At 62.2% G+C, this 20,634-nt stretch carries 15 protein-coding genes; 3 read left to right on the top strand and 12 right to left on the bottom strand.

From position 1 onward, the window contains the following. The 7 genes from JSV65_14955 to JSV65_14925 form a co-directional block, all read right to left on the bottom strand. Positions 1-1,269 (bottom strand): NADH-quinone oxidoreductase subunit F (locus tag JSV65_14955; protein UCH33844.1); only part of this gene is annotated, 1,269 nt, incomplete at its 3' end. Next, complete coding sequence (locus JSV65_14950; GenBank protein ID UCH33843.1) at positions 1,266-1,730, bottom strand: NAD(P)H-dependent oxidoreductase subunit E; 465 nt, start codon at positions 1,728-1,730, stop codon at positions 1,266-1,268. The genes JSV65_14955 and JSV65_14950, both read right to left, overlap by 4 nt. Continuing rightward, positions 1,727-2,569 (bottom strand): CoB--CoM heterodisulfide reductase iron-sulfur subunit A family protein, encoded by an 843-nt coding sequence (locus JSV65_14945; GenBank protein ID UCH36798.1) that lies wholly within the window; start codon positions 2,567-2,569, stop codon positions 1,727-1,729. The genes JSV65_14950 and JSV65_14945 overlap by 4 nt, the downstream gene beginning before the upstream one ends. Before the next feature lie 5 nt (positions 2,570-2,574). After that, a complete protein-coding gene (locus tag JSV65_14940) occupies positions 2,575-3,441 on the bottom strand; it encodes a CoB--CoM heterodisulfide reductase iron-sulfur subunit B family protein (protein UCH33842.1) in 867 nt (288 codons plus the stop codon). Further along, positions 3,438-4,022: a 4Fe-4S dicluster domain-containing protein gene (locus JSV65_14935; protein ID UCH33841.1), complete on the bottom strand. Its 585-nt coding sequence runs from the start codon at positions 4,020-4,022 to the stop codon at positions 3,438-3,440. Before JSV65_14935 ends, JSV65_14940 begins: the two co-directional genes overlap by 4 nt. A 14-nt stretch (positions 4,023-4,036) precedes the next feature. After that, positions 4,037-5,419, bottom strand: coding sequence for a HAMP domain-containing histidine kinase (locus tag JSV65_14930; protein UCH33840.1), 1,383 nt, complete (start codon positions 5,417-5,419; stop codon positions 4,037-4,039). Further along, on the bottom strand, positions 5,406-6,473 hold the full coding sequence (locus JSV65_14925; GenBank protein UCH33839.1) for a metal-sensing transcriptional repressor: 1,068 nt from the start codon (positions 6,471-6,473) through the stop codon (positions 5,406-5,408). The genes JSV65_14930 and JSV65_14925 overlap by 14 nt, the downstream gene beginning before the upstream one ends. Before the next feature lie 389 nt (positions 6,474-6,862). Between JSV65_14925 and JSV65_14920 the strand changes: the two genes are divergently transcribed. Then, complete coding sequence (locus JSV65_14920; protein UCH33838.1) at positions 6,863-9,532, top strand: PQQ-binding-like beta-propeller repeat protein; 2,670 nt, start codon at positions 6,863-6,865, stop codon at positions 9,530-9,532. Between the two features lie 350 nt (positions 9,533-9,882). On the opposite strand, the gene JSV65_14915 is transcribed toward JSV65_14920, so the two are convergent. The 3 genes from JSV65_14915 to JSV65_14905 all read right to left on the bottom strand — a co-directional run bounded on the left by JSV65_14915 (position 9,883) and on the right by JSV65_14905 (position 15,776). Beyond that, on the bottom strand, positions 9,883-11,829 hold the full coding sequence (locus tag JSV65_14915) for a hypothetical protein (GenBank protein ID UCH33837.1): 1,947 nt from the start codon (positions 11,827-11,829) through the stop codon (positions 9,883-9,885). 622 nt (positions 11,830-12,451) lie between these two features. Next, positions 12,452-14,797 carry a DUF4838 domain-containing protein gene (locus tag JSV65_14910; protein UCH33836.1) on the bottom strand — a complete coding sequence of 782 codons (2,346 nt, stop codon included), beginning with the start codon at positions 14,795-14,797 and terminating at the stop codon, positions 12,452-12,454. Between the two features lie 40 nt (positions 14,798-14,837). Then, positions 14,838-15,776, bottom strand: a complete 939-nt coding sequence (locus JSV65_14905; protein UCH36797.1) for an exo-alpha-sialidase — start codon at positions 15,774-15,776, stop codon at positions 14,838-14,840. A gap of 1,006 nt (positions 15,777-16,782) precedes the next feature. On the opposite strand from JSV65_14905, the gene JSV65_14900 reads away from it, so the two are divergent. Together JSV65_14900 and JSV65_14895 are read left to right on the top strand one after the other, a co-directional pair. Further along, entirely contained in the window at positions 16,783-17,643 is an 861-nt protein-coding gene (locus tag JSV65_14900) for a shikimate dehydrogenase (protein UCH36796.1), read from the top strand. Then, on the top strand, positions 17,640-18,182 hold the full coding sequence (locus JSV65_14895; GenBank protein ID UCH33835.1) for a shikimate kinase: 543 nt from the start codon (positions 17,640-17,642) through the stop codon (positions 18,180-18,182). Before JSV65_14900 ends, JSV65_14895 begins: the two co-directional genes overlap by 4 nt. Before the next feature lie 438 nt (positions 18,183-18,620). On the opposite strand, the gene JSV65_14890 is transcribed toward JSV65_14895, so the two are convergent. Together JSV65_14890 and JSV65_14885 are read right to left on the bottom strand one after the other, a co-directional pair. After that, the gene (locus tag JSV65_14890; protein UCH36795.1) at positions 18,621-18,887 is read right to left on the bottom strand and encodes a sulfatase-like hydrolase/transferase; all 267 of its coding nucleotides are present in this window, start codon (positions 18,885-18,887) and stop codon (positions 18,621-18,623) included. 177 nt (positions 18,888-19,064) lie between these two features. Then, positions 19,065-20,634, bottom strand: a 1,570-nt coding sequence (locus tag JSV65_14885; protein ID UCH33834.1) for a BNR repeat-containing protein, incomplete at its 5' end; no start/stop codon positions are given.

The raw sequence follows: 20,634 nt of genomic DNA, 5'->3' as shown, positions 1-20,634 counted from the left end.
TATGCCGCCGCCGATGTCGTAGATAAGCTCCAGGAGCGACATCCCCATCGGCGCTTCCACCAACCCCGTGTTCTTGGCCTTGCCAACCAGCGAGAAGACCATTGTTCCCTTGCTTCTCTCGGTCCCCAGACCTGAGAACCAACTCGCGCCGCGCGCGATCACGGCGGGAACGTTGACCCACGTCTTGACGTTGTTTATGCAAGTGGGCTTGCCCCACAGTCCTTTCTGAGCCGGATATGGGGGCCGCTGCCTTGGCTCGCCAATCCGGCCCTCAATGGACGCGAGCAGAGCCGTTTCCTCACCACACACAAATGCTCCCGCCCCGCGGACAATTTCTATCGTGAAATCGAAGCCGGAGCTCATTATGTCCCTGCCGAGCAGTCCCCGCTCCCCGGCGGTCTGCATCGCCTTCTCCAACGTCTCTACTGCCAGCGGATACTCGGCGCGCACGTAGACGTAGCCCTGTTTCGCGCCGATGGCGTAGCCGCCGATCACCATTCCCTCGAGCACGCTGTAGGGATCGCCTTCGAGGACGCTTCTATCCATGTAGGCGCCGGGGTCGCCTTCGTCCGCATTGCAGACCACATACTTGACGTCGCCCTCGGCCGCGCGGCACGCGCTCCACTTCCTGCCCGTGGGGAACCCGGCCCCGCCTCTGCCTCGAAGCCCCGATTCGCTGACCTCCCGAATGATTTGCTCCGGCGAACGAGCGAGCGCCAAGCCCAACGCGTGGTAACCGCCTCGGGCAATGTACTCGTCTATGTTTGTCGGGTCTATGAAGCCGCAGTTTCTGAGAACGATCTTCCGCTGCTTACCGAAGAATGGAACTTCCTGGTACCGGGGAATCTCGTTGACCTCTGCAGGAACGCCGTTGAGAGGGTAGGCCCTGGTTTCTCCCAGGGTCAGATACTCATCCTCTTCCATCCTGCACAGCGCCCAATCCTTGCGGATTCGCCCGCGGTCGAGGTCGCGTATGAGCGCGCCTGCTCTGTCGGCGGTCATCCGAGCGTACACGATTCTCGGCCAGCCAGGCCGCAGCACGTCCACCAGCGGTTCCTCTTCGCAGTAGCCTACACACCCAGCGCGGGCGATCTCAAGATCGACTGCGCGAGCCTCCGCCTCCTGCGCCAACGCCTCGTATGCGGCTTGCGCGCCGGCTGCAAGGCCGCAGCTCCCCATGCCGACCCTTAGTTTGAGCTTCTCCGGATATAGGGATTTCAGGCCCGCTTCTCTCGCCTCGGCGAGGTCGGCTTGCGTGGTTATCCTCACTCTTTGCCCTCCTCCCGATAGCGGCGAAGCATGCCGGAGACCTTATCCAGCCTCACTCTGCCGTAAGTGTCGTTCGCAATCCGCAGAACCGGGGCCATGCTGCAACAGCCGACGCATCGAACCGGCTCCAACGAGAAGAGGTCCCCGGCGCCCATCGCGAGCTCGCTTTCCACCTTTGCATGCAGGCGAGCAGACCCCCGAACGTGGCATGCGGTGCCCAAACACACGTTGACGCAATACTTCTTGCGGGGCTCCAAACTGAACGCCTTGTAGAAAGTCGCGACCCTAAGGGTCTCGCTCAACGGCACGCCCAGCCATTCCGCGACTCGCGCCAGGGCCTCCTTCGGAAGGTAGTTGTACTCCGCTTGGACGGCCTGCAACGCCTTGAGCAAAGCGCTCTTGTCACCGCGATAAGGCTGCAGAACCTCATCGGCGCGGCTCAGGTCTATCGCTTCCATCATTCACCCCCGGGGTGGTTGATCAACAGAGCGCCCTTCCTGATCACCCTTTTGGAAGGAACTCTCATTCCGAGGCACCTCGACCAGCACACTCCGCAGCCCGTGCATTTGTCCAGATCCACATACCTGGCCTTGTTCCTCAATTTCACCTTGAAGCTGCCGACGTAGCCGGAGACGGATTCGACCTCGGCGTAGGTGCGCAGGTGGATGTTGGCTTCCCTCGCCACGGAGACCATCTTCGGCGTCAGTATGCAGGCGGCGCAGTCCAGCGTGGGAAATGTCTTGTCGAATTTGGCCATCTGTCCGCCGATGGTCGGCTCCCGTTCCACCAGGTAGACTGCGTTGCCGGCTGCCGCTATCTTCAGCGCGGCCTCGATACCCGCGATTCCCGCCCCGACCACAAGCGTGGCGGAGTTGACCGGAGATTCCTTCGTCTCCAAGGGCTCCTGGAGCAGCACCCTCCTGACAGCTGCGTTCACCAGCTTCTTGGCTTTTTGCGTCGCCTCTTTTCGGTCCGCCGTCACCCAAGAACACTGTTCGCGAATGTTGGCCATTTGGAACAGGAATTGGTTCAGGCCGACTTCTTCGCAGGTGCGGCGGAAGGTCGGCTCGTGCATGAGTGGCGAGCAGGACGCGACGACCACTCGGTTCAGCCCGAGCTCCCTTATGTCGCTCTTAATCATCTCCTGCCCGGGGTCCGAGCACACATACTTGTTGTCCCGCGCGATTGCCACCCGTTCTAGACCGCCAGCGAACTTAACGACCTCCGCAACGTCCACCGTCTGAGAGATGTTCGTCCCGCAGTGACACACGTAGACTCCGACTCTCTCCTGCACCTGCATCCTCCTCAGCACCGAGCTGCCACCGCCTCGCTCGGCGTCAAGTTCTCGCTCAAATGCAGTTCCTTCTCGCCCATGCCCATCGCGAGTCCCATGAGCTGGGTGAAGTAGAGGACCGGCACGTCCAGCCGGGTTCCAAATGCTTTGTTGATCCGCTTCTGGTAGCACTCCAGGTTGATCTGACACAACGGGCAGATTGTGGCTACGCACTCCGCGCCCGCTTCCACGGCCAGTGATAGCAATCTCTCCACAAGCCGTTCGCACACCTCGGACTGGGACGTCATAAGCATCCCGCCGCAGCACTTGGCTTTGACTGGATACCACACCGGCTCCGCCCCCAGCCACGACAGAACGCGATCCAGCGAGGTCGGGAACTCGGGATCGTCGAACATCCCCTTCGGCCGGCCCAACAGGCAGCCGCAGTAGGCCGCGACCCTCAGCCCCTTCAGGTGCTTCTCGACCTTGTCGCGGATCGCGTCTTCTCCGACGTCGTTGACGAAGACATCCAGCAAGTGGCGCACTCGCGTCGTGCCGTCGTATTCCAGGCCCGCGGCGTCGAGCGCCCGATCGATCTTGCCCTTGAGCTCTCCGCTATCTGCCATTCGGTGGTTCGCCTTGTTCATCGCCGAGAAGCAGCCGCTGCAGATCGCCACCAGGTCCCTGCGCTCCTTCTCCGCCAGGGCAAGGTTTCGCGCCGACAAAGCCATAGCCCGTTCCCCATCCACCGACAGATAGGTCGTCGCCCCGCAGCAGTTCCAATCCGACAGCTCGATCAGACCGATCCCCAGCCCCTGCGCCACATTGCGCGCCGAGACATTTGAAGGCCGGCCACTCGCTTCCGCGCTGCAGCCGGGATAATACGTATACTCTTTCATCCGCGATCCTCCCGTTCCAGTTCGGCCATCATCTTCCCGATATCCTCGCGACCCCGAATGCCCTTCGGCAACAGAGCCAAACGCCCGCGGCGGAGCATTTGGAATCCCAACGAAAGCTGCTTCCCCAAGCCAAGCGGGTTGGATCCCAGGTAGAATCGCGTCAGCATTTCCGACTCCGCGTTCCTGCCGTACTTGTCCACTACCTTGGCGAACGCTTGCGCCAAGGCCGGATACTTCTCTCCCTTAGGAAACAGGCCGCGCTTTATCCCAACCGACCTCAAGGCATACATCAGGTCCGACACCTTTACCCCGCTGGGGCATCGCACCACGCACGAATAGCACGAAGCGCATATCCAGATGGTGTTCGATCGCAGGACCTTGTCCAGCCTGCGGGCGCGAAACAACCCAATGATCTCCCGCGGCTTGATGTCCATGGCCCAACTCGTGGGACAGGAAGCCGTGCAGGTTCCGCACTGTATGCACGCCTTGATCTTCTCCCACTCCGGAACCAAGCGAAGCTCCCGGAGGAAGAGGCCGCTCAGTTCCTCGGCAGTCGTCGCCGAAACGTCGGTGCTTGCCATTGCCGCCTCCTCTATTATGCGGCCCGCGCGCCTGCTCTCGCCATGGTGATGACGAACGTCGTTCCCTGCCCAAGGACGCTCTCAACGTGAACCTTCGCGCCGTGGGTATCTGCGATGCTCTTCACGATAGACAGTCCGAGGCCGGTCCCTTGCTCGTCGAACTCGCGGGCGTTCTTGCCTCGGTAGAATTCGTCAAATACGCATGGCAGGTCTTCTTCCGAAATGCCGATGCCGGTGTCCGACACGCTGAGCGTAATGCTCCCTCCCTGCGCCGCCGCGCTGACGCTCACGCGTCCGCCCTTGGGGGTGTATTTGATCGCGTTGGACGTCAGGTTCGTAATGAGCTGTTCCAAGCTCTCTCGGTCGCCCGACACGAGCGGAAGGTCCAGCGGACAATCTACCGCCAATGCGACCTCGGCCTTATCCGCGCGCGGCTGCAGCGATGCGGACACCTCCCTGATCGCGCGCGACAGCGAAACCGCTCTCATCCCTACGGCAAATCTCGCTTCCTGACTTCGAGCCAGTATCAGCAAGTCGCTCACGAGTTTCAGAGCCTGGTCGGTCCTCTTCACCGCCCGGCCCACCAACTCGCGCTCGCCGCTGCTCCCTTCGCCGGTCAGACTCTCTTCCACCATCGTCAGCAGGTTCTGACTGGCGGCAAGCGGCGCGCGGAGTTCGTGCGAAACCCGACGCATATATCGCGACTTGGATCGTTCAAGCTCGCCCAGCTTGCTGTAGGCCTGCTGCAACTGCTGGATGAGGTCCGCGCTCTCCCGCTGCTGCACCCTAACCAACCGGGTAGCCGAAATAGCCGTGAATGCCGCCAGGCACATGGTGCTCGCAAATGCCGCAACGGTTGCCGTCACATAGAGGGAATTGCGATACAGGCCCAAGGGAGCCAACCCCGGCACGTGGTAGTGGCTGATCACGCCGGATCGTTCGAGTTCGACCATCCCACAGAAGAGTGCGGTCGCTACGCCAGCTTGGAGCCACGCGTCTCTCGGCGGCAGCAAAGTCCCAGACACGATGATGTGGAAGATGAAGTAGAACGCGAACGGGTTCTCGATCCCGCCGGTGTAGCGGATCAAAGCGGCCAGCACGACCAGGTCAGCGGTAATCTGCGCATTGGCGAGAAGCCTCGCCTTGCCACCGACTCTGTCCTCCGTGACGCGGAGAACTCTGCACACCACAAAGAAGACGATGTTGAGAACGGCCATCAAGCCGACTATGGCAAACAACTCCCTCAACCGCAAGCGCACGTCAAAGACCCGCGCAGCGACTGTCACGATCGCCAACACGCTGATGATCGCGAGCCAGCGCAGGCTTATCAGCCACGACACCCTCTTCCCGAGAGAGGAGGCCTGGCGGATCGCTTGGGAGGTATCAGGCTTGCCCACTGCTTTCGCCCTTCCCCGAGTCCGTGCTTACGCCGCGCCCTGCGCGCTTCAGCAGGCGCTCCACGTGTTGAAGCAGATCCTCCTCCTGCACAGGTTTGTCGATAAAAGCCTCCACAGGCAGGAACTCCCCTGGCCCGTGGTAGCCATCGGTTTGCTCGGGGTAGAACCGTAGATTGGTCGTGTCGTGGATGGCGGAAATCACAACAATGGGGATCGTGCGCAACTCCGGCTCCGGTCGGCTTCTCAGGGTCCAAACAAAATGGAATCCCTCAGTGCCCTTGGGCATCATGATGTCCAGTACAATCAAGTCCGGCCTATGCGCCTCTACCTGTCGCATCGCCTCTTCCGCGCTTGAGGCCGAGACGACGCTGTAATCGCGCCGCCCCAATACGTGCGTGAGATAGCGCACTACATCGGGGTCGTCGTCCACCACGAGGATTCTTCTGCCGGCCTGCGCAGGCGTCGCCCGAGCAGACTGAGGCTCAGGGATGCGCCAGAATTTCAGCGCGTGCGCCACTGATTGCTCGAACGCATCTCTCGTTTTTTTCGACCCGCGTTTTCCGGCCATGCGGACCTTGATGAACTCGTACAGCATCATGTTGATCGCCTCGTCGAGTTCGCAGACCATACAACCCAGTTCGGGCAACGCGCGAAGGTAATTGTCTCCCTCAAGGGCAAAGCTGATATTCCGCAGGCGGTCCTGGACCGCGACAACACAACGCCGAACCGCCGTCGAACCTGCCTCGTCGGGAGTGCTCGCAGGCAGCCTGCTCGGCGCTTCGCAGGGCGAGTGCCATTGCGTCATGGCCCGTTCGAGACCGCGCTTGAACGCGTCCTCTGGGGATTCCTTAGGCATCATGGCGAACCTGCCCGCAATGGAGGCTTGAAGGACAACTTTGAGCATGCTCTCCACGGCGTTTCGCGCCGCAGCAGACTGCGTGATAGCCTGCGAAATATCCCGTGTTTGCACCAGACGCTCGATTCCTTTGAGCTGTCCTTCGATGATTGCGACACGGCGCGCGAGATTTCCGGCGAAGCGTGTGCGTTCGTCCACGGCGACTGGCCCTGCTCCTGCTGGTCTATACCCCGGCCGGTGTATACCCCCACCGGTGTTGGTATGATACCTCCTCGTCCAGCCGTTGTCAAGAGTCCTTTTTGGGGGAAGGTTCTGGCAACGGCCTCGGTGTGGGTGTCAAGCGTGATTGAGGCCACGTCTATCTGCCTACGCGCATTGCCGCGGGCGCCGTATGCAAACGGGCGTGTGTCACCAAATGTAGTGGTCAGCCGCCGATGAAACCGGCACACGAGAGACGTCCGAGAATAGACTGCCACCGGAGTCCATGAAACGCAGGATGGCAGGGCCACGCAGCGGAAGGAAAGGCCATCAGACCGCCGTCAAGATTCGCCCCGACGGCGTTATTCGGGGGGCACAGGAGGCAAGGAGTGAACCAGCTTGTCGTCGGCGTCTGTGCGGCCGTGCTGCTGACCGGGAGTTGCCTTGCAGCCACGTCCGATCAGAGCTGGGGTTCAAGGGCGCCAAGAATGAAGTCGCGGCTCTTTCTCGGCCAGCAGGAGTTTTTCATCAGGACTACTCCTGGCGGGGGAAAAGGCAGTTTCGATCTCGAGCCCCAGCACGGAAGCGCGGAAAGCATCCCCTGGGATGCGGCGACCAGGGCGGCCTGGGACATGGAGCATCCGCTGGTGGATGTCATGGGGGAAGGCGATCGCCAGCAAGTGGAGTGGCAATTCTACGAGCGCTGGCTCCCTTCTCTGACGGGAGGCAAGGGCGCACAGAAGCTGACGTGGCGCTGGAACGGAACCTGGGATCAAGGCGCCATCCTGGGGCTCTACTCCTACGAAAACGGCCCGGACAAGCCTCGACTCGTCTGGGAGTCCGAACCGGAAGACGGGATGCACCCCTTCTATCGTCCCTACGTGTTGGCGGGCGACTTCGCCGGCGACGGGCAGAGGGAGATCGCCGTGTCCCGCGCCGGCGGCATCTCCATCATCGATTCCGCGACCGGCAGACGCAAGGCCGAGCTTACGTATCGCAGATGGCCGGGGCATCACCGCTATTACGGGTTCTTCGCGGCCCACCTCAATCCGACAGGCAAGGGCACGCTTTTCGTGCTCGTCGGCATCTTCTCGGGCCACGTCGATGTTGTTTCCTATGACGGGGAGGCGCTGCAACTGGTTTGGATTCATCTTTTCGATCCGCAATCGGATCAGGGCATCGATCGACGCTACAGCATCGATCGCGTCATCCCCGAGCCGGTCGCTGACGTCGACGGCGATGGGCGTCAAGAGATTCTGCTGAGTGTCTTCAATGACATTGGCGACCAACGTTGGCACGTGACGGGCTACGACCTGCTTACCGGCACCGTGACGGTTGATCTGCCCGACCGTTACCTTTGCGAGCTAATCGACTCGGAGGGCAGCAGTGGTAAGGCGCTGTTATGCAAAGTCCTCCCCTCTCGCGCAGAGCCGACCTATTCGCCGCTGGAGATCGTCAAGCTGCGCGCCGGACAGCCGGCGCAGGTGCTTTGGCGAACGGAACGGGCGAGATTCAGCTTCCATCCTCCGCAGCAGCAACCGCTTGATCGCTGGTGGAGCGCAGGAGTGGGCGGCGGCCCCGACAGCGTGGATTATCCTCTGGCCATGCGCCGGACGGCCGCAGGGGTCGAGTTCTACATCAGTCGCCCCGATGGCGCGGGCGAGCAGTTGGAGGCATGGGAGGTCGGCGCAGGGCTTCAGCCGCGCAGGAACTGGGAGGCCGAATTGCGCGGGCGCGGCGCTCTGGAGGTCCTGGCGGTGGGGCCGGAGCAGCGACAGGTGCTGCTCAAGGTTCGGTCGCAAGGTAGAACGCACCTGGAGCTTGCGGGAGCAGGGGGGGAGATCGCTTGGTCCTGCCTGCGGTGGTGGGATTCCTATCCTTCCCTCACATTGGTCGAGAACGGACCCGGCGAGCCGGCGTTAGTCGCCGGAGACGTTCTTCACCGGCTCCATCTGCTGACGGAGAAGGACGGTGAACTGAGGATTTCCAAAACGATTGATGGGCGCCTGTCCCACCTAAGAGGAGAGAAGCGGTCGGTTAGCCCGGAGGCGGCTGATCTGGACGGCGACGGAGTCGGGGAAGTGCTGCTGGTGCGGGATGCGCCAGACGGCGCGGCCAACCTGGTCGCGTTGGGCCTCGACGGCAAGGAACGCTGGAGCAAGATATTCCCGAATTTCAGCGGCGGCGGGATGACGTACTGGGTGACCGGTCGTTTCCGCTCCCGCGATCGCCTTGACGTCGCTGTTACCCTCGCTCGCTCTCTCATGCACTCGGACGAGACCTTCCTGCTCGACGGGAGGACCGGACAGACGATCTGGCACCGGGACGTGCTCGAAGTGACGGACCCGCCTCACACGCGAGCGTTCGGCGGCGGTGCCTTCGCCGCCACCGATGTCGATGGAGACGGGCGCGATGAGCTGATTCTCTGTTACCCCGCCGAATTGTCCGTTACCGACGGCGCGACCGGGGGGATAAAGGCGGTCTACAACCTGGGACCCGTTCCGGAGGCGGATATCCCCGGCGGCTTCTGGGTGATCGGCGGCGTTCCCTTGACCGCAGATTTGGATGCCGACGGCCGACACGAGATCATCTGGGCGGCCAACAGCGACCTGCTGTCGGCCTTCAAGTACGACCATGGCGAGCTGAGGATGCTTTGGCACAGCGACAAGAACCGCGGGAGCAGTGCCATGCCGGCAGTCGCCCACCTGGCGGGAGGCGAAGCGGTCATCGGCGGGGCAGGCTATCCTGACGGTTTTCGCGCCGTCAATGGCAAAGATGGCAGCCTCCGCTGGAGCGCGCCACTCGTCGGCCAATCGGTCAGCAATGCCCTGGCTGTCGACTTAGGGGGCAAGGACGGCGCGACCTTCCTCTTCGCCGTCGGCAATCACCTCTACGCCAGGCGGGCCGACGACGGAAAGGAGATCTGGACGGCGGAGCTGCCTGACCCGGCCGTGCAGGTGCTGTTTGCCGAAGCTACGGGTGGTCACGCAAGTCGGATAGTTGTATCTACCGCGCGGGGAGAAGTGGTGTCCCTGGAGACCACCGTCGAACGCGAATGATGCGGCAAGGCCCTGACTTCCCTGCGGGTGTCGGCGCCAATGAGACCCGCTCGGGGCAGGCGGGCCGGGCTCTGGTTCGCCTGAACAGCGACCGGCGCTAGTTTCCGGCAGCACACTTCCGTCTACACACGGCGCTGCTGAGCGAGAAGCAGCGAAGGCGTCCGGGGATGTCTCATTGCCATTTGACACGGGCAACATGTCTTACCGACCCGCGCAGACGGATGAGTAGTCATCGTCCCGGAACGGATGAGAGCTATCAGAACCGCAAAGGCGCACGAGACAGGCGCCACTGCCAGGCCTGTGTCCTCACACACGGAACCGGGTTGCGTGAATGCCGGGGCAATCAGGCCTCAGTCCGCGATCTTCGCGATAGCCTCTAGCCGTTGCTGCTCAGAGCCCAGCCCACGGATCCTGTCGAACTCCTCCCTCAACCAGGAGGCACGAGTAAAGGGCGTGTCGATCGCGTCCAGATTCGCCCCTCGGCTGACATGGATCGCCTTGTAACGCTCGACGCTGAGCTGCATACGGATGCTTTGGAACAAGGCCTCGGCCATCTCAAAGACTCGGGCGCGCCAGTAGGTCGCGACGGGGTCCGCCGATGCTTGGTCCAGAGTCGCCTCCGCCTTGTCCAGCGCCGCGTCGGCACCTACCTGGGGGGCGCTCTTCAGGTCTTCCAGCGCGCGCCGTTCGACGTTGGTCTCGCGGACCAGGCGACGCTGAATGTAGGCGTCGTAATACGCGCGGTAAAGCCCCTGCTGAAAGCGCCAGTTGAGCCGTTCCTGAGGTGTCGCCTCCCGTTCCATGGCCTGGAAAACGCCCAGCGTCTTGCCCACCGCCTGGTTCTCGAGCAGCGGGCCTTCCCAGTCTTCCTCAAGCCCGAGCAAGCCCTGAGCGAACCTATCCTCAAAGCGTGGACTGATGAAGTAGCGGCTGTATTCTCTCAGGATATCGGCGACGCTCATGGCAGGATCCCAGCCGAGGCAACTCCAGACAACCTTGTTGACGTCGTCGTTGCAGCCTTCGCTGTAGGTAATGTATCCGTAGGAGTACGGCTGGAGATCCCGGAAAATCTTCGCGTAGCCCATGGGGCGCGGATTGATGGGCTCGCGACCTTCAGTGCGCCTGAAGGCTGGGTCCCAACCCGGCACGGGGTACTGGCAGCTCATGCTGTGCGTGATATCCGGATAGCGGCGGATGGGGTAGCGGGCCGGCACCGCCTTTCTGAGCTCGGGCAGGCTCATCTCGACCTGCGGCCCGAAGACCACGCCGTCAAGCCACTCGGGCTGCTGTGTCTGAAGAATATCGATGAACATCTTCAGCCAGCCGACACGGTCTCTTCCCGGGCGATCGAATCCCTGGGGCGAAACCCAGATTTGAGCCTCGGGATGATATCGATTGAGAACCTGCTTGGTCTTCTCCATCAAGACCAGAAGGATATCCGGGCGGGTGTCGCCGGGATCGCCGCCGGGGACAAACACGGCGTCCACGCGCGGCAGTTTCTCAAAGACTTCCTCGCGATCGTTGAGGGCCGCCTGCACCGTTGCCGCATCTGTGTAGTCCCCGTCGATCGCCGGGTACCAGATCCACACATCCAGGCCGTACTCATCGGCGAGCCGCGACATTGAGATCATCATCTCCATCTGCGGCTTGGGGAAATGCGGGCTGTCGCTGGCGTCGTCGCTGCGGGGCGGGATCAACTCGATCGCGTTCATGCCGAACACAACCATGTCCCGATAGTATTGCTCCCACATCGCAAGCGTCCAGCCGTCGTACGAATTCGTCTTGGGACGATAACCGAACTGGTGGCCGCGCAGCGGGGTGTGCGGCGCCGTCGCCAGCTTGACGCCCTCGTCGAGCGCGAGCTTGTCACGGCCCATCTCGAGCAGCCGCAGCAGACGTCCCGCGCCGAACAAAGCGCCCCGGTTATCGTAACCCGCCACGCAGATCGTCGCGCTGCGGCGCCGGCCGCCCTCGACCCACAAGGCATAGCCGTCGGGTCTCTGCGGAACCTCCAGTCCCGACGGTGGGTTGAGGCCTTTGCTGGCGAGGTCGCGCGCAGTACCGATCGCGATCAGGGGCCGCTCGCCGCCGGGAATCGCCGAGACGATTTCCAGCGTCAACCGGGTCCGCTTCTCGATTTCATCGCTGACCATCGCTGCCGCCTTGGCGGGAACCGTGCCCGGCGAGACGGCGACGACAGCCGCCCGCGAAAGATCGATCTCCGCGGCGCTCGACGTGGACACTGCAAGCATCAGGATCAGAATCAGGGCCAGGCCGCAATCGGCGGTGTGATACATGGCATAGGCTCCTTGTCATCCGTCACGGATTTCGATACTGCGTGATTCCCGCAGGAAACCATTCTCGTCGTGCCTGCATAATCCTGCGCCAGGCGCTGTTGCACGTCCTCGGCCCGACATTGGGCGCCGGGCGGGGCTGGCACAAGCCGGCGAGGGCGGGCGGAGTGCTCCAAGATGCAGTCGTCAGGTCGCTTCTAGATCCATCAGATTGGACATCAAGACGGGAAGAGGGCTACGGAAGCGCATCCGGATGAACGGTTATCGGCCCGGAACGGATAAGTGCATGCCGTCCCGCGACCGGGAGAGCTGCCGTGCCTGGTCAGCGGATTGCCGGGGATCCGGTTCTCCCCAAGACTCGAACCAGAGCATACAGGCCGGCTTCACAGGTCCCTGACAAGCACAACGTGTCTCATTGCGATTTGACATGCACAGGGGGTCTCAGTAGGAATCTCACGCGGCACCGTACGGCAGCACAGGGACGCCGGCCCAAGGCACCGATCGCCGCGCGCTGTTCCATTGACGATTGGCAGGAACGGGCTTCCTCAAGCTCGCGCGCCATTCGTGGGACGTCACGGGGCCCTGTGATCCCACCCCGTTTTCGTTCTCGCTTCCGGTCGCTCGGTTACTGGGTTGTGACCAGCACCACGCGCTCGACGCAGATGGCGTCCGTGTCCCCTGGCCTGGCATGTGGGAAGCGAGGCCCCTCGAACTTCACCCGCGCCCAGAACTCGAACTTCTGGTCCGGCTTGGCCGGGTCGAACGCATTGTCGATGTCCAACTGGATGATCCAGCTCCAGAAGAAGTACATGTAGTAGGCCGGTGCCACCGGGAAGGTGCCCATCTTGTACCAGTGGTAGCCCGGTCCCGGGATGTCCTCGGGCTTGATCGGTTGGCCGTCCATGGACTTCTTGTCGGCGGTGCCGTACAGCCCCCAAGGCATCGGCAGCACGTAGCGCTCGGCCTTGTCCACCTCCGGCGCGGTGAGGTCCAGGCGATTCGTGATGCCGCTTTCGGCCTCCGGGTCCTTGACCACCTTCACGATGTTGGCCCAGTTTCGGGTCATGATCGCCGTGTAGTCATACACCGACCCCCGGGGATAGTTCCGGAACTTCTTCGGCAAGCCAAGCTTCCCCGGCACCATCGAGAAGCGCTTGATCTCGCCTTCCGCCGCGAGCCGTTCGGCATCGCGCTGCTGCGCCGGAATGCGCATGTCAATCTGGGCGTTCCAGGTCTCGAGCGCCCGCTGGGCCACGGCCTCCCGGTCAAGGGGGAACCGCTCCGCGTCGCCGCCCTGGCTCTGCCACTCGGACACCAGCTTCGGGTACGCCGCGATCGTCGCCCGGTCCAGTGACAGCCGGGCGTGACGCACGCGCCGCGTGAGCACCGCATCGCCCTCGATCGCCCGCTCCGCGTCGTCGAACAGCCGCTGGGCGCGGGTGACGAAGCTCAGGTTGAGGTACGTGAGCTGCATCGGCGAGCCGTGCCAGCAGGTGGAGGAACTCTTGCGAAGTGTGGCTTCGGCTTCGAGGGCGCGCAGGTACTGCTTGATCGCCGCGCCCGCGGGGCCGTAGTACCCATCCGTGAACGTGTCGGTGAGCTTCTCGTAGTCGGCCGCGGGGTCCTCCAGCGTCTTCATCATGCACCAGATCTTGAAGTCGCGCATGTCGGCCAGGATCTCATACTCGAGCTCGGTGAACACGCCCTCCACGTTGTGCGCGGCATAGAACCGGTAGTCGGGGCCGAAGGTGTGGGTCGTTGGCAGCGGCATCCCCTGGGGGCTGCCGTAGGTCACAGCGTAGTCCCAGATGCGCAGGTTCTTCGCGATGCGCGCCCACGACAGTATGTGCTCCGAGAAGGCGCTGTTCTCCGGCGCGGTGATCGGCTTGATCATGTCGGCTTCGGTGTCGCAGAGGCGAATGATGACGTTGTCGCGGGGCTTGATCGTCCTGGGCGCCTGCTGGGTGTACTGGTAGGCCAGCGTGTCAATGAACACCCCGGGGTACGTGTCCTTCACTGCGTCGGCCATGCAGTTCACGCAGTCCAGCAGTGGCCCCGCCTCCGATCCCTCCGCCTTGGCGATGGCCTGGCACTGATCGCACTGGCAGGGATTGGCGCAGTCGTTCTGGGAGATGCTGAAGACCAGCGGCGGCGGCAGGCCGGCGGCCTTGGCCGCGGCCCAGGAGGTCTCGATGTAGCCAAGCAGCTTCGCCAGGAGCGCCTGGCGCAGTTCCGGGTTCGTCCAGCAGAGCTGCGCGCCGTCTCCGGTGCGCTGGCCGTTGACCAGCGAGTACCACTCGGGATGCTGGGCAAAGTACTCTTTGGGCGGGAAGTACAGGGACGCGGTGTGCACATGGTACGGCGGACCATAATTCAGGGCGCCGCCATACCGGCTGTCAATGGCGGCGTCGCCCTGGCGGTTGAGGCGATTGCGCGCCGCGAACCGTCCACCATCGCGACCGTACAGCATGTAGATATCACGGTAGCGGAAGGCCGGGGTGCCGCGCAGGTTCAGCGGACCCACCTGCAGGACAGACCTGGAGGGCACGGTCTCCTCCCACGGCGTCCACCACCGCACCCCGACGACGTCCTCCAGGAAATGGTAGGCTGCGTAGAGCGTGCCCCGAGGCCGGCCGCCAACCAGGTAGAGGTCATCGCCCGCGGTGCGGACGATCCATTCCTCAGGGCCCAAGCTCGCGGGGTCGAGTCCGAGCTTCGCCGCCGCGGCGGTCGGCCCGACGAAGATCCGGTTGCCGGGCGGGAGCGCGGTGTTCTCGGTGATGAGGGCGACCTTCGCGCCGGTGACCTTGCCCAGGTAGTCGGCGACTTCCCGGGCCGCGGTCTGTTCCGCGACCGTGGCGTCCTTTGCCGCGATGACAGTGGCCGGTGCAGCCTGCGAGACCTCCAGCGCGTGCGCCGCGCCGACGCCGATGATCAGGATCATGGCAATCGCGATCCAGAGTCCGGACATGGTGGTTCTCCTCGGTGCGGTGACCGTCGCGCTCGAGCACTCATCCCCCATAGAACCACTCGATCCCGATCCGGGCCACATAGAGCCCGTCTCGCTTGTGATAGGCCAGCAGCGCCAAGTCATCACCGAGGAACTCAATGCACTGATAGCCGAAGTCGTCATCGGGATCGCGCGCGATGAACCGTTTATGGCTGAAGGTCTGGCCCTCATCCTGGGAGATCATCGTGGTCAGGGCGCAACGGCGACCCTCGGAGGCTTCGCTGTTCCAGATAAACAGCAGATCGCCGGTCCGGGGGATCCTGCGTACGGTGGGCATACCAGCGGAGGGCATCTCCAGTTCTTCGATCAGCTCGCCTTCCGACCACGTCTCACCTCGGTCGCTCGAATAAGCCCGGACCGGATGCCCACTGTAGGTGCGGGCGAACATCAGGAGCCGGCCATCCTGCAACTCTGCCGCGTCCGCCTCTTGTACTTCGATCCCTTGTCCCCCGTACAGGTCCACTTTGTTCTGGCTGGGATACCAACTGTGCCCATTGTCATCGGAGTAAAAGGACATGCCCACGTAGCCCGAGTGGTCCGCGGTGCCGGGCAGGTACTCCTTGTGCTCCGCCATGGCGATGATTCGGCCATCCTTCAGCGACAGCAGCTTGTCGTTATGCACCAGCGTGTAGCCGGGGTAGGGAGTCACCAGAAACTGTTCCGTCCAGGTCTGCCCTTCGTCCGCGCTGCGGCGGTAGAAGACCTTCGCGTAATAGGGCGTAGCGGGATACGTGGCGTAGATGTAGGCCAAAAGGATCTCGTCGTTCTGCACCCGCAGCAAACTGGGGTGGCAGTAGTATCCTCGGGCGGGCGGATGCGGCTGAGGCACAACCACCCACGGCGGAGACCAAGTCTTGCCCTCATCGGAGGACCTCACGGCCATGATGCCGCCTTCGTCGCCAGACTCCGTGTAACAGAATAAGATGGACCCGTCCTTCATCCGCAGGAGATCGCCGTTCGAGCCGCGATACCCGTACTGCTGCTTGGGCTTCTTCACGACATGGATTTCCTCAAAGAGCGCCTTGGCGCTGGCCTGCGAAGTGCGCGCAGTGGGAGACGGCTGTGGCTCGCTATCTTGCTGCGCCGTCTGACCCGCGGCAAGAACAACAGACAGTCCCAAGAGCAAGCCTGTCGTCAGCAAGGTGATCGTTGATCCCACCAACCCCTCCTTTCTCCCAGCCGAGCGGCGGCATGTTGTCGGTCCTCAGCGTCCCCGGGGCAGATCAGGGGGTGAGTCAAGTTGCACTTCCGGTGTCTCCACTCGTGCATCTTGCCCCGTCCGCGCGAGCCTGCGATAGTTCTCGTGCCTGGACACAAAGGTCCGTACCTGAAGCGCTGTTCGGCGCGTCAGGATGGGTTCCCTGCGCGCCAGCATCACGCCAGTCCATGCTCAAGCGGGGCGCGAGTTAGGGCCTAACTCGCGGTCGGCGTGGGTCACGCCTGAGGACAGGCTCATAAGCCCGTCAGAGCGGTTTCACGGGCGCTTAGCGCGCACAGAGCAACGGAGGGGCACTGTTGAGCAACGGGGAGAAGGCGCGGAGCCAGGACACGGCAGAATGCGACTGTTACTCCGCACACAAAAACGCGACATCGCAGGGCGGACGGATGGGCGGTTATCGCCCCGAAACAGATGAGGGCGCATCGCACTGTGTACAAAGGAGTGCGCTCGTGCTTCGGGCGGCTGGCTTCGTCCTCAGCGCTGCCGGAGATGTCCCATTGCTACGTGACAAGGGCCGCGTAGTCCAGATCGGTCCCTGACTGCTCCTCACCCGCCGCCCGCCGCAGTCGCACCGGCGCGCGCAGGCGCGTTCTCCGGACCCTCAACCGCCACCGCTCCCACCGCCCAAGCGCGATCTGCGATCCAGTTCTTCGTAACAAAAGGAAAGACTCGATGCTGCGCAGAACGTGACACGAGTTTCCGGATAACACGGGTTTGCGTGAACACCTTGCGATTTCTTGGCTTTCGCACCCAGGTATGCGCGGTTATCGGCAACCCGATTGGGCACAGCCTGTCGCCGGCGATCCACAATGCCGCCTTTGATGCCCTGGGCCTGGACTTCATCTACGTGGCGTGCAAAGTCGAGGACGTGCAAGGCGCGCTAGCCGGCGTCCGGGCCCTGGACAATTTTCGTGGCCTGAGCGTGACCATCCCCCACAAGGTTGAGGCCATGAAGTACGTGGATGAGGTGGCGGAGGTGGACCGCTCCATCGGCGCCATCAACACGGTCATCCATGAGGGCGACAGGCTGATCGGACTAGGCACGGACGGGCCCGGCGCGTTGAAGGCCCTGGCGGACGCCGGCGTTGAGGTAGATGGCCGGAACGTCCTGATCCTGGGCGCGGGCGGCGCGGCGCGCGCGCTAGCCTTCACGCTGGCGCGCGGGACCCAGCTGCGCCAACTCGCGATTCTCGACGTCAACGAGACGATGCTTGGGCGGTTGACGGCCGACCTAACGAGCGGCACGAAGGCTGCCATCCGGACTGAGCCGCTGACCGGGGAATCGCTTAGGGCGGCGATGGGAAACGCAAATGTGATCGTCCATTGCACGCCGGTCGGCATGCATCCCAACGAAGACGCCTCTCTGATTCCCGCCGAGCTGCTCCGGCCCGAACAGACCATCTTCGATATCGTCTATACCCCGCTGGAGACGAAGCTGCTGGCGGACGCCCGGTCGCGCGGCTGCACGGTCATCCCTGGGGTCGAGATGTTCATCAACCAGGCGGTGCTGCAATTTGAGCGTTTCACCGGCGTTGATGCGCCGGTCGAAGTGATGCGCCAAGTTGTCATGGAGCATTTGCAGGCGTGAACATTGTACTGATCGGCTATCGCGGCACCGGGAAAAGCGCGGTAGGGGTGCTCGTCGCGGAGCGCCTCCAGATGCGATACGTGGGGATGGATCAGAGCATCGTTGACCAGGCCGGCATGTCCATTCCCGAGATCGTGGAGAAGCATGGCTGGCCGGCCTTTCGCGACCTGGAGTCGGCGGCGGCGCGGGAATTGGCCGGCCTCGACCACACCGTCATAGACACCGGCGGGGGCATCATCGAACGACCGGAGAATATCGAGGTCTTGCGAGCGAACGCCTGCATCATTTGGCTGAAGGCGTCCGTGGAGACTATCGTCTCGCGCATCGAGGGAGGGACGCAACGCCCCTCATTGACCGGGGGCAAGACGTTCACCGAGGAAGTGCGGGAAGTGCTCGGACGGCGGACCCCCATGTACCAGCGCGCGGCTCAACATGAGATAGATACAGACCAACTCACTGCCGAGCATGTCGCGGACCGGGTCGTTGAAATCTGGACAAAAGACATCCGCGCAATCACCGGCGGCGGCGATCCGGGATAGCGCTGCGTCATGTCCGTGTTAAGTCGGTTTGGGACACCGATTTCCAGGCGGATGTGGGCACTACTGACCTGAGTGCGCGTGTCAAGCGCAGATGACACCGGTTGTGGTGGTCTCTATGAGACGGCGTGTCAATGCCTCCCCTGGGAACTGCCCCGACGATGAGTTCTTGGCCTCGTCTTGAGACAGATTGTTCTCGTCAACCGCCCATAAGATCACTGGTAGCCTGGCAAGCGCTCGTGAGGCCGTCTTCGCGGCTCAAGGGCCGACGTAAGCCCACCTCTGAGGGCACATAAGCGTGGTATCATGCCGCGAACGGAAGAGTGCTGTTATGTATCCGAACGTTTCCTGTACGTGATCCGTCGCGACGCGGCAGCACGGCTACTCGCGCTGGGCGCAACAAGTGGAGAAGAATATCTCTCTGCCCCCCGGCCTAACCACCTATGTCAACTTCTTCCTGACGGCGTAGGAGCGCGGAAGGGCCACAGCCTTAGGATCGGTTTCCCCCCAACTGTTCTCGCGGTCAGTGCGTATGACCCCTGGCACACCAACCGGGTCAGAGTAGCGTGCCGCCATCAAGGCCGCACGACTCGGCGAACAGACAGGAGCATTGGCGCAGAATTGCGTGAACCGTATGCCATTGACAGCGATGCTATGGATACTTTTGTCTTCATATCGGGTCCACCGTACACGGATGAGTCGCCATATCCGTCATCATCGGAAAGGATGATTACAGTATCGGGTCGGACGTCTTCCTTGGCCGTCGTTCCTCGATTCGCCTTACTTCCGAACGCGGGGATAACCCGCAAGTAGCGGGCCGCCTGAAAGGCGCAGACCCTAATTGTAAGCGCTCATCGCATTCCTATGCCTGTCTTACGATGCCGATCACTCTGCGAGGTCGAAATCGAGAATTCGCAGGGCCGTTGCCTCATGGGCCTCTCTCGGTACTTCCTGCACCATAATAGACAGGATGTTCTCATCCTTCCATCGATAGGGATCGCCAAGCATTTCGTTGACAAACGGGCCGTCTTCGACATGAAGGACTCTCCAATCCGACCATTGGGACGCCGCCGTCGCCCCGGCGATCGTCAGACTTCCCTTGGCGTCGTAGATGAGGTATGCATTGTCCTTCCTGTCAATGAATATCTTCGGGCGGCCTCCTGATACCCAAGGAAGTTCCCGATGATGCCAGACCGTGTTGTTGTCGCGCCAGTAGTGGTGGTAGCGACGGGCCTCAGCGGGGCCCCACCGACTTTGCCCGGGGCTGGCTCCCGCTGTCTGGAGAGACTCATCCGAGCAATGCCACATGACAACGTGTATGCGCCCCTGCGAGTCCACGGCCTGTCCGTGCGTATTCATCAAACCGTATTCAGGAGCGATCTTGACAACCGTAATTCCTGGCGAGTCGACGCGGGGCGGCCCTTCTAGCTTCTCCCCCCGGTTGTTAAACCAGGACCTGCCCTCGTCTTCGCTGTAGGCGTACATGAGATCGTGGTTTGCTGTGTCCGCTCCCTCTCGCCAGACCCATGTTGCATGCAGTCTCTCTCGAGGGCCGTAGCTGTATCCATTCGGATACGAACACCTGGAACTGCTGTTACCGAAGTCTCCTTTCCCGGAGTCTATCTGGCGCGTATTGGCCCACCCACCCCCTTCAGGGTCGTAGTCGACAAGCATGCGGTCGCCGTTTCCTGAGCCTCCCCGACGATAGCAGAATTGCAGGCCTCCGTCCGGTGTTTGCCAGAAACGGGGATATGTGATGACAATGCTCTTGCCCTTCTCCAACTCTGATGTAACAGGCCCGAAGAGTTCTTCGTTCCAGAGCATCTTGTCAGACTGTGAAGCGGCCAACTGTCGAGAAACGCGATAGTGAAGAGGATTGCCGTGATGATCGAACGCGAGATGGATCGTACCGTCCCTTGGACAGATTCCTATAGAAATCGTGTTGTGGGCATCATTACTCGTGAAGTCGTAGTCCGTGAACCTGATGATATCCCACGTTCCCCCGAGAAGCTTACGTCTCGCGACGCACACATGCCTCTCGGAATCATAGTACGCCACATATTGATAGCCGTTGTGAGATACAACTGCGTCCTGCTGAAATGCCTTGCCGTTGATCGCCTGCCCGAACGCGCCTTTGATCGTGAGTCCGCGGCGATCGACAAGACTATCACTGATCTTGATCGGACCACGATCTGCGCAGGCCCCAACCGACGAGAACATCCACGCCACGAGACAGCCAAGAGAAACATTTCTCGTCATGGTATTGCTCCAAGGGTGTCCGTCATCAGCGTTCGTGATACCAATCACGGGTGTATAGAAGAGAGGTACTTCGGGCGTCTCCACCCCTGCGTTCTTGCCGCACTCCGCCATCTGCGCGTAATGCGTCCATCTGGCCGCAAAGGTTCGTGCCTGGAGTTTTCTTCGTCGGGTAACGGTGGCTTCCCTGCGACCACTC

The sequence above is a fragment of the Armatimonadota bacterium genome, from assembly GCA_020354555.1.
Classification (GTDB): Bacteria; Armatimonadota; Hebobacteria.
This window is presented reverse-complemented; position numbering and strand designations above follow the sequence as displayed.

What these genes read in the sequence shown, in the direction of transcription:
- JSV65_14950 (UCH33843.1), bottom strand. Translation starts at nt 1,730, where the DNA reads ATGATGGAAGCGATAGACCTGAGCCGCGCCGATGAGGTTCTGCAGCCT.
- JSV65_14935 (UCH33841.1), bottom strand. Translation starts at nt 4,022, where the DNA reads ATGGCAAGCACCGACGTTTCGGCGACGACTGCCGAGGAACTGAGCGGC.
- JSV65_14905 (UCH36797.1), bottom strand. Translation starts at nt 15,776, where the DNA reads ATGAAGGACGGGTCCATCTTATTCTGTTACACGGAGTCTGGCGACGAA.
- JSV65_14945 (UCH36798.1), bottom strand. Translation starts at nt 2,569, where the DNA reads ATGCAGGTGCAGGAGAGAGTCGGAGTCTACGTGTGTCACTGCGGGACG.
- JSV65_14915 (UCH33837.1), bottom strand. Translation starts at nt 11,829, where the DNA reads ATGTATCACACCGCCGATTGCGGCCTGGCCCTGATTCTGATCCTGATG.
- JSV65_14940 (UCH33842.1), bottom strand. Translation starts at nt 3,441, where the DNA reads ATGAAAGAGTATACGTATTATCCCGGCTGCAGCGCGGAAGCGAGTGGC.
- JSV65_14910 (UCH33836.1), bottom strand. Translation starts at nt 14,797, where the DNA reads ATGTCCGGACTCTGGATCGCGATTGCCATGATCCTGATCATCGGCGTC.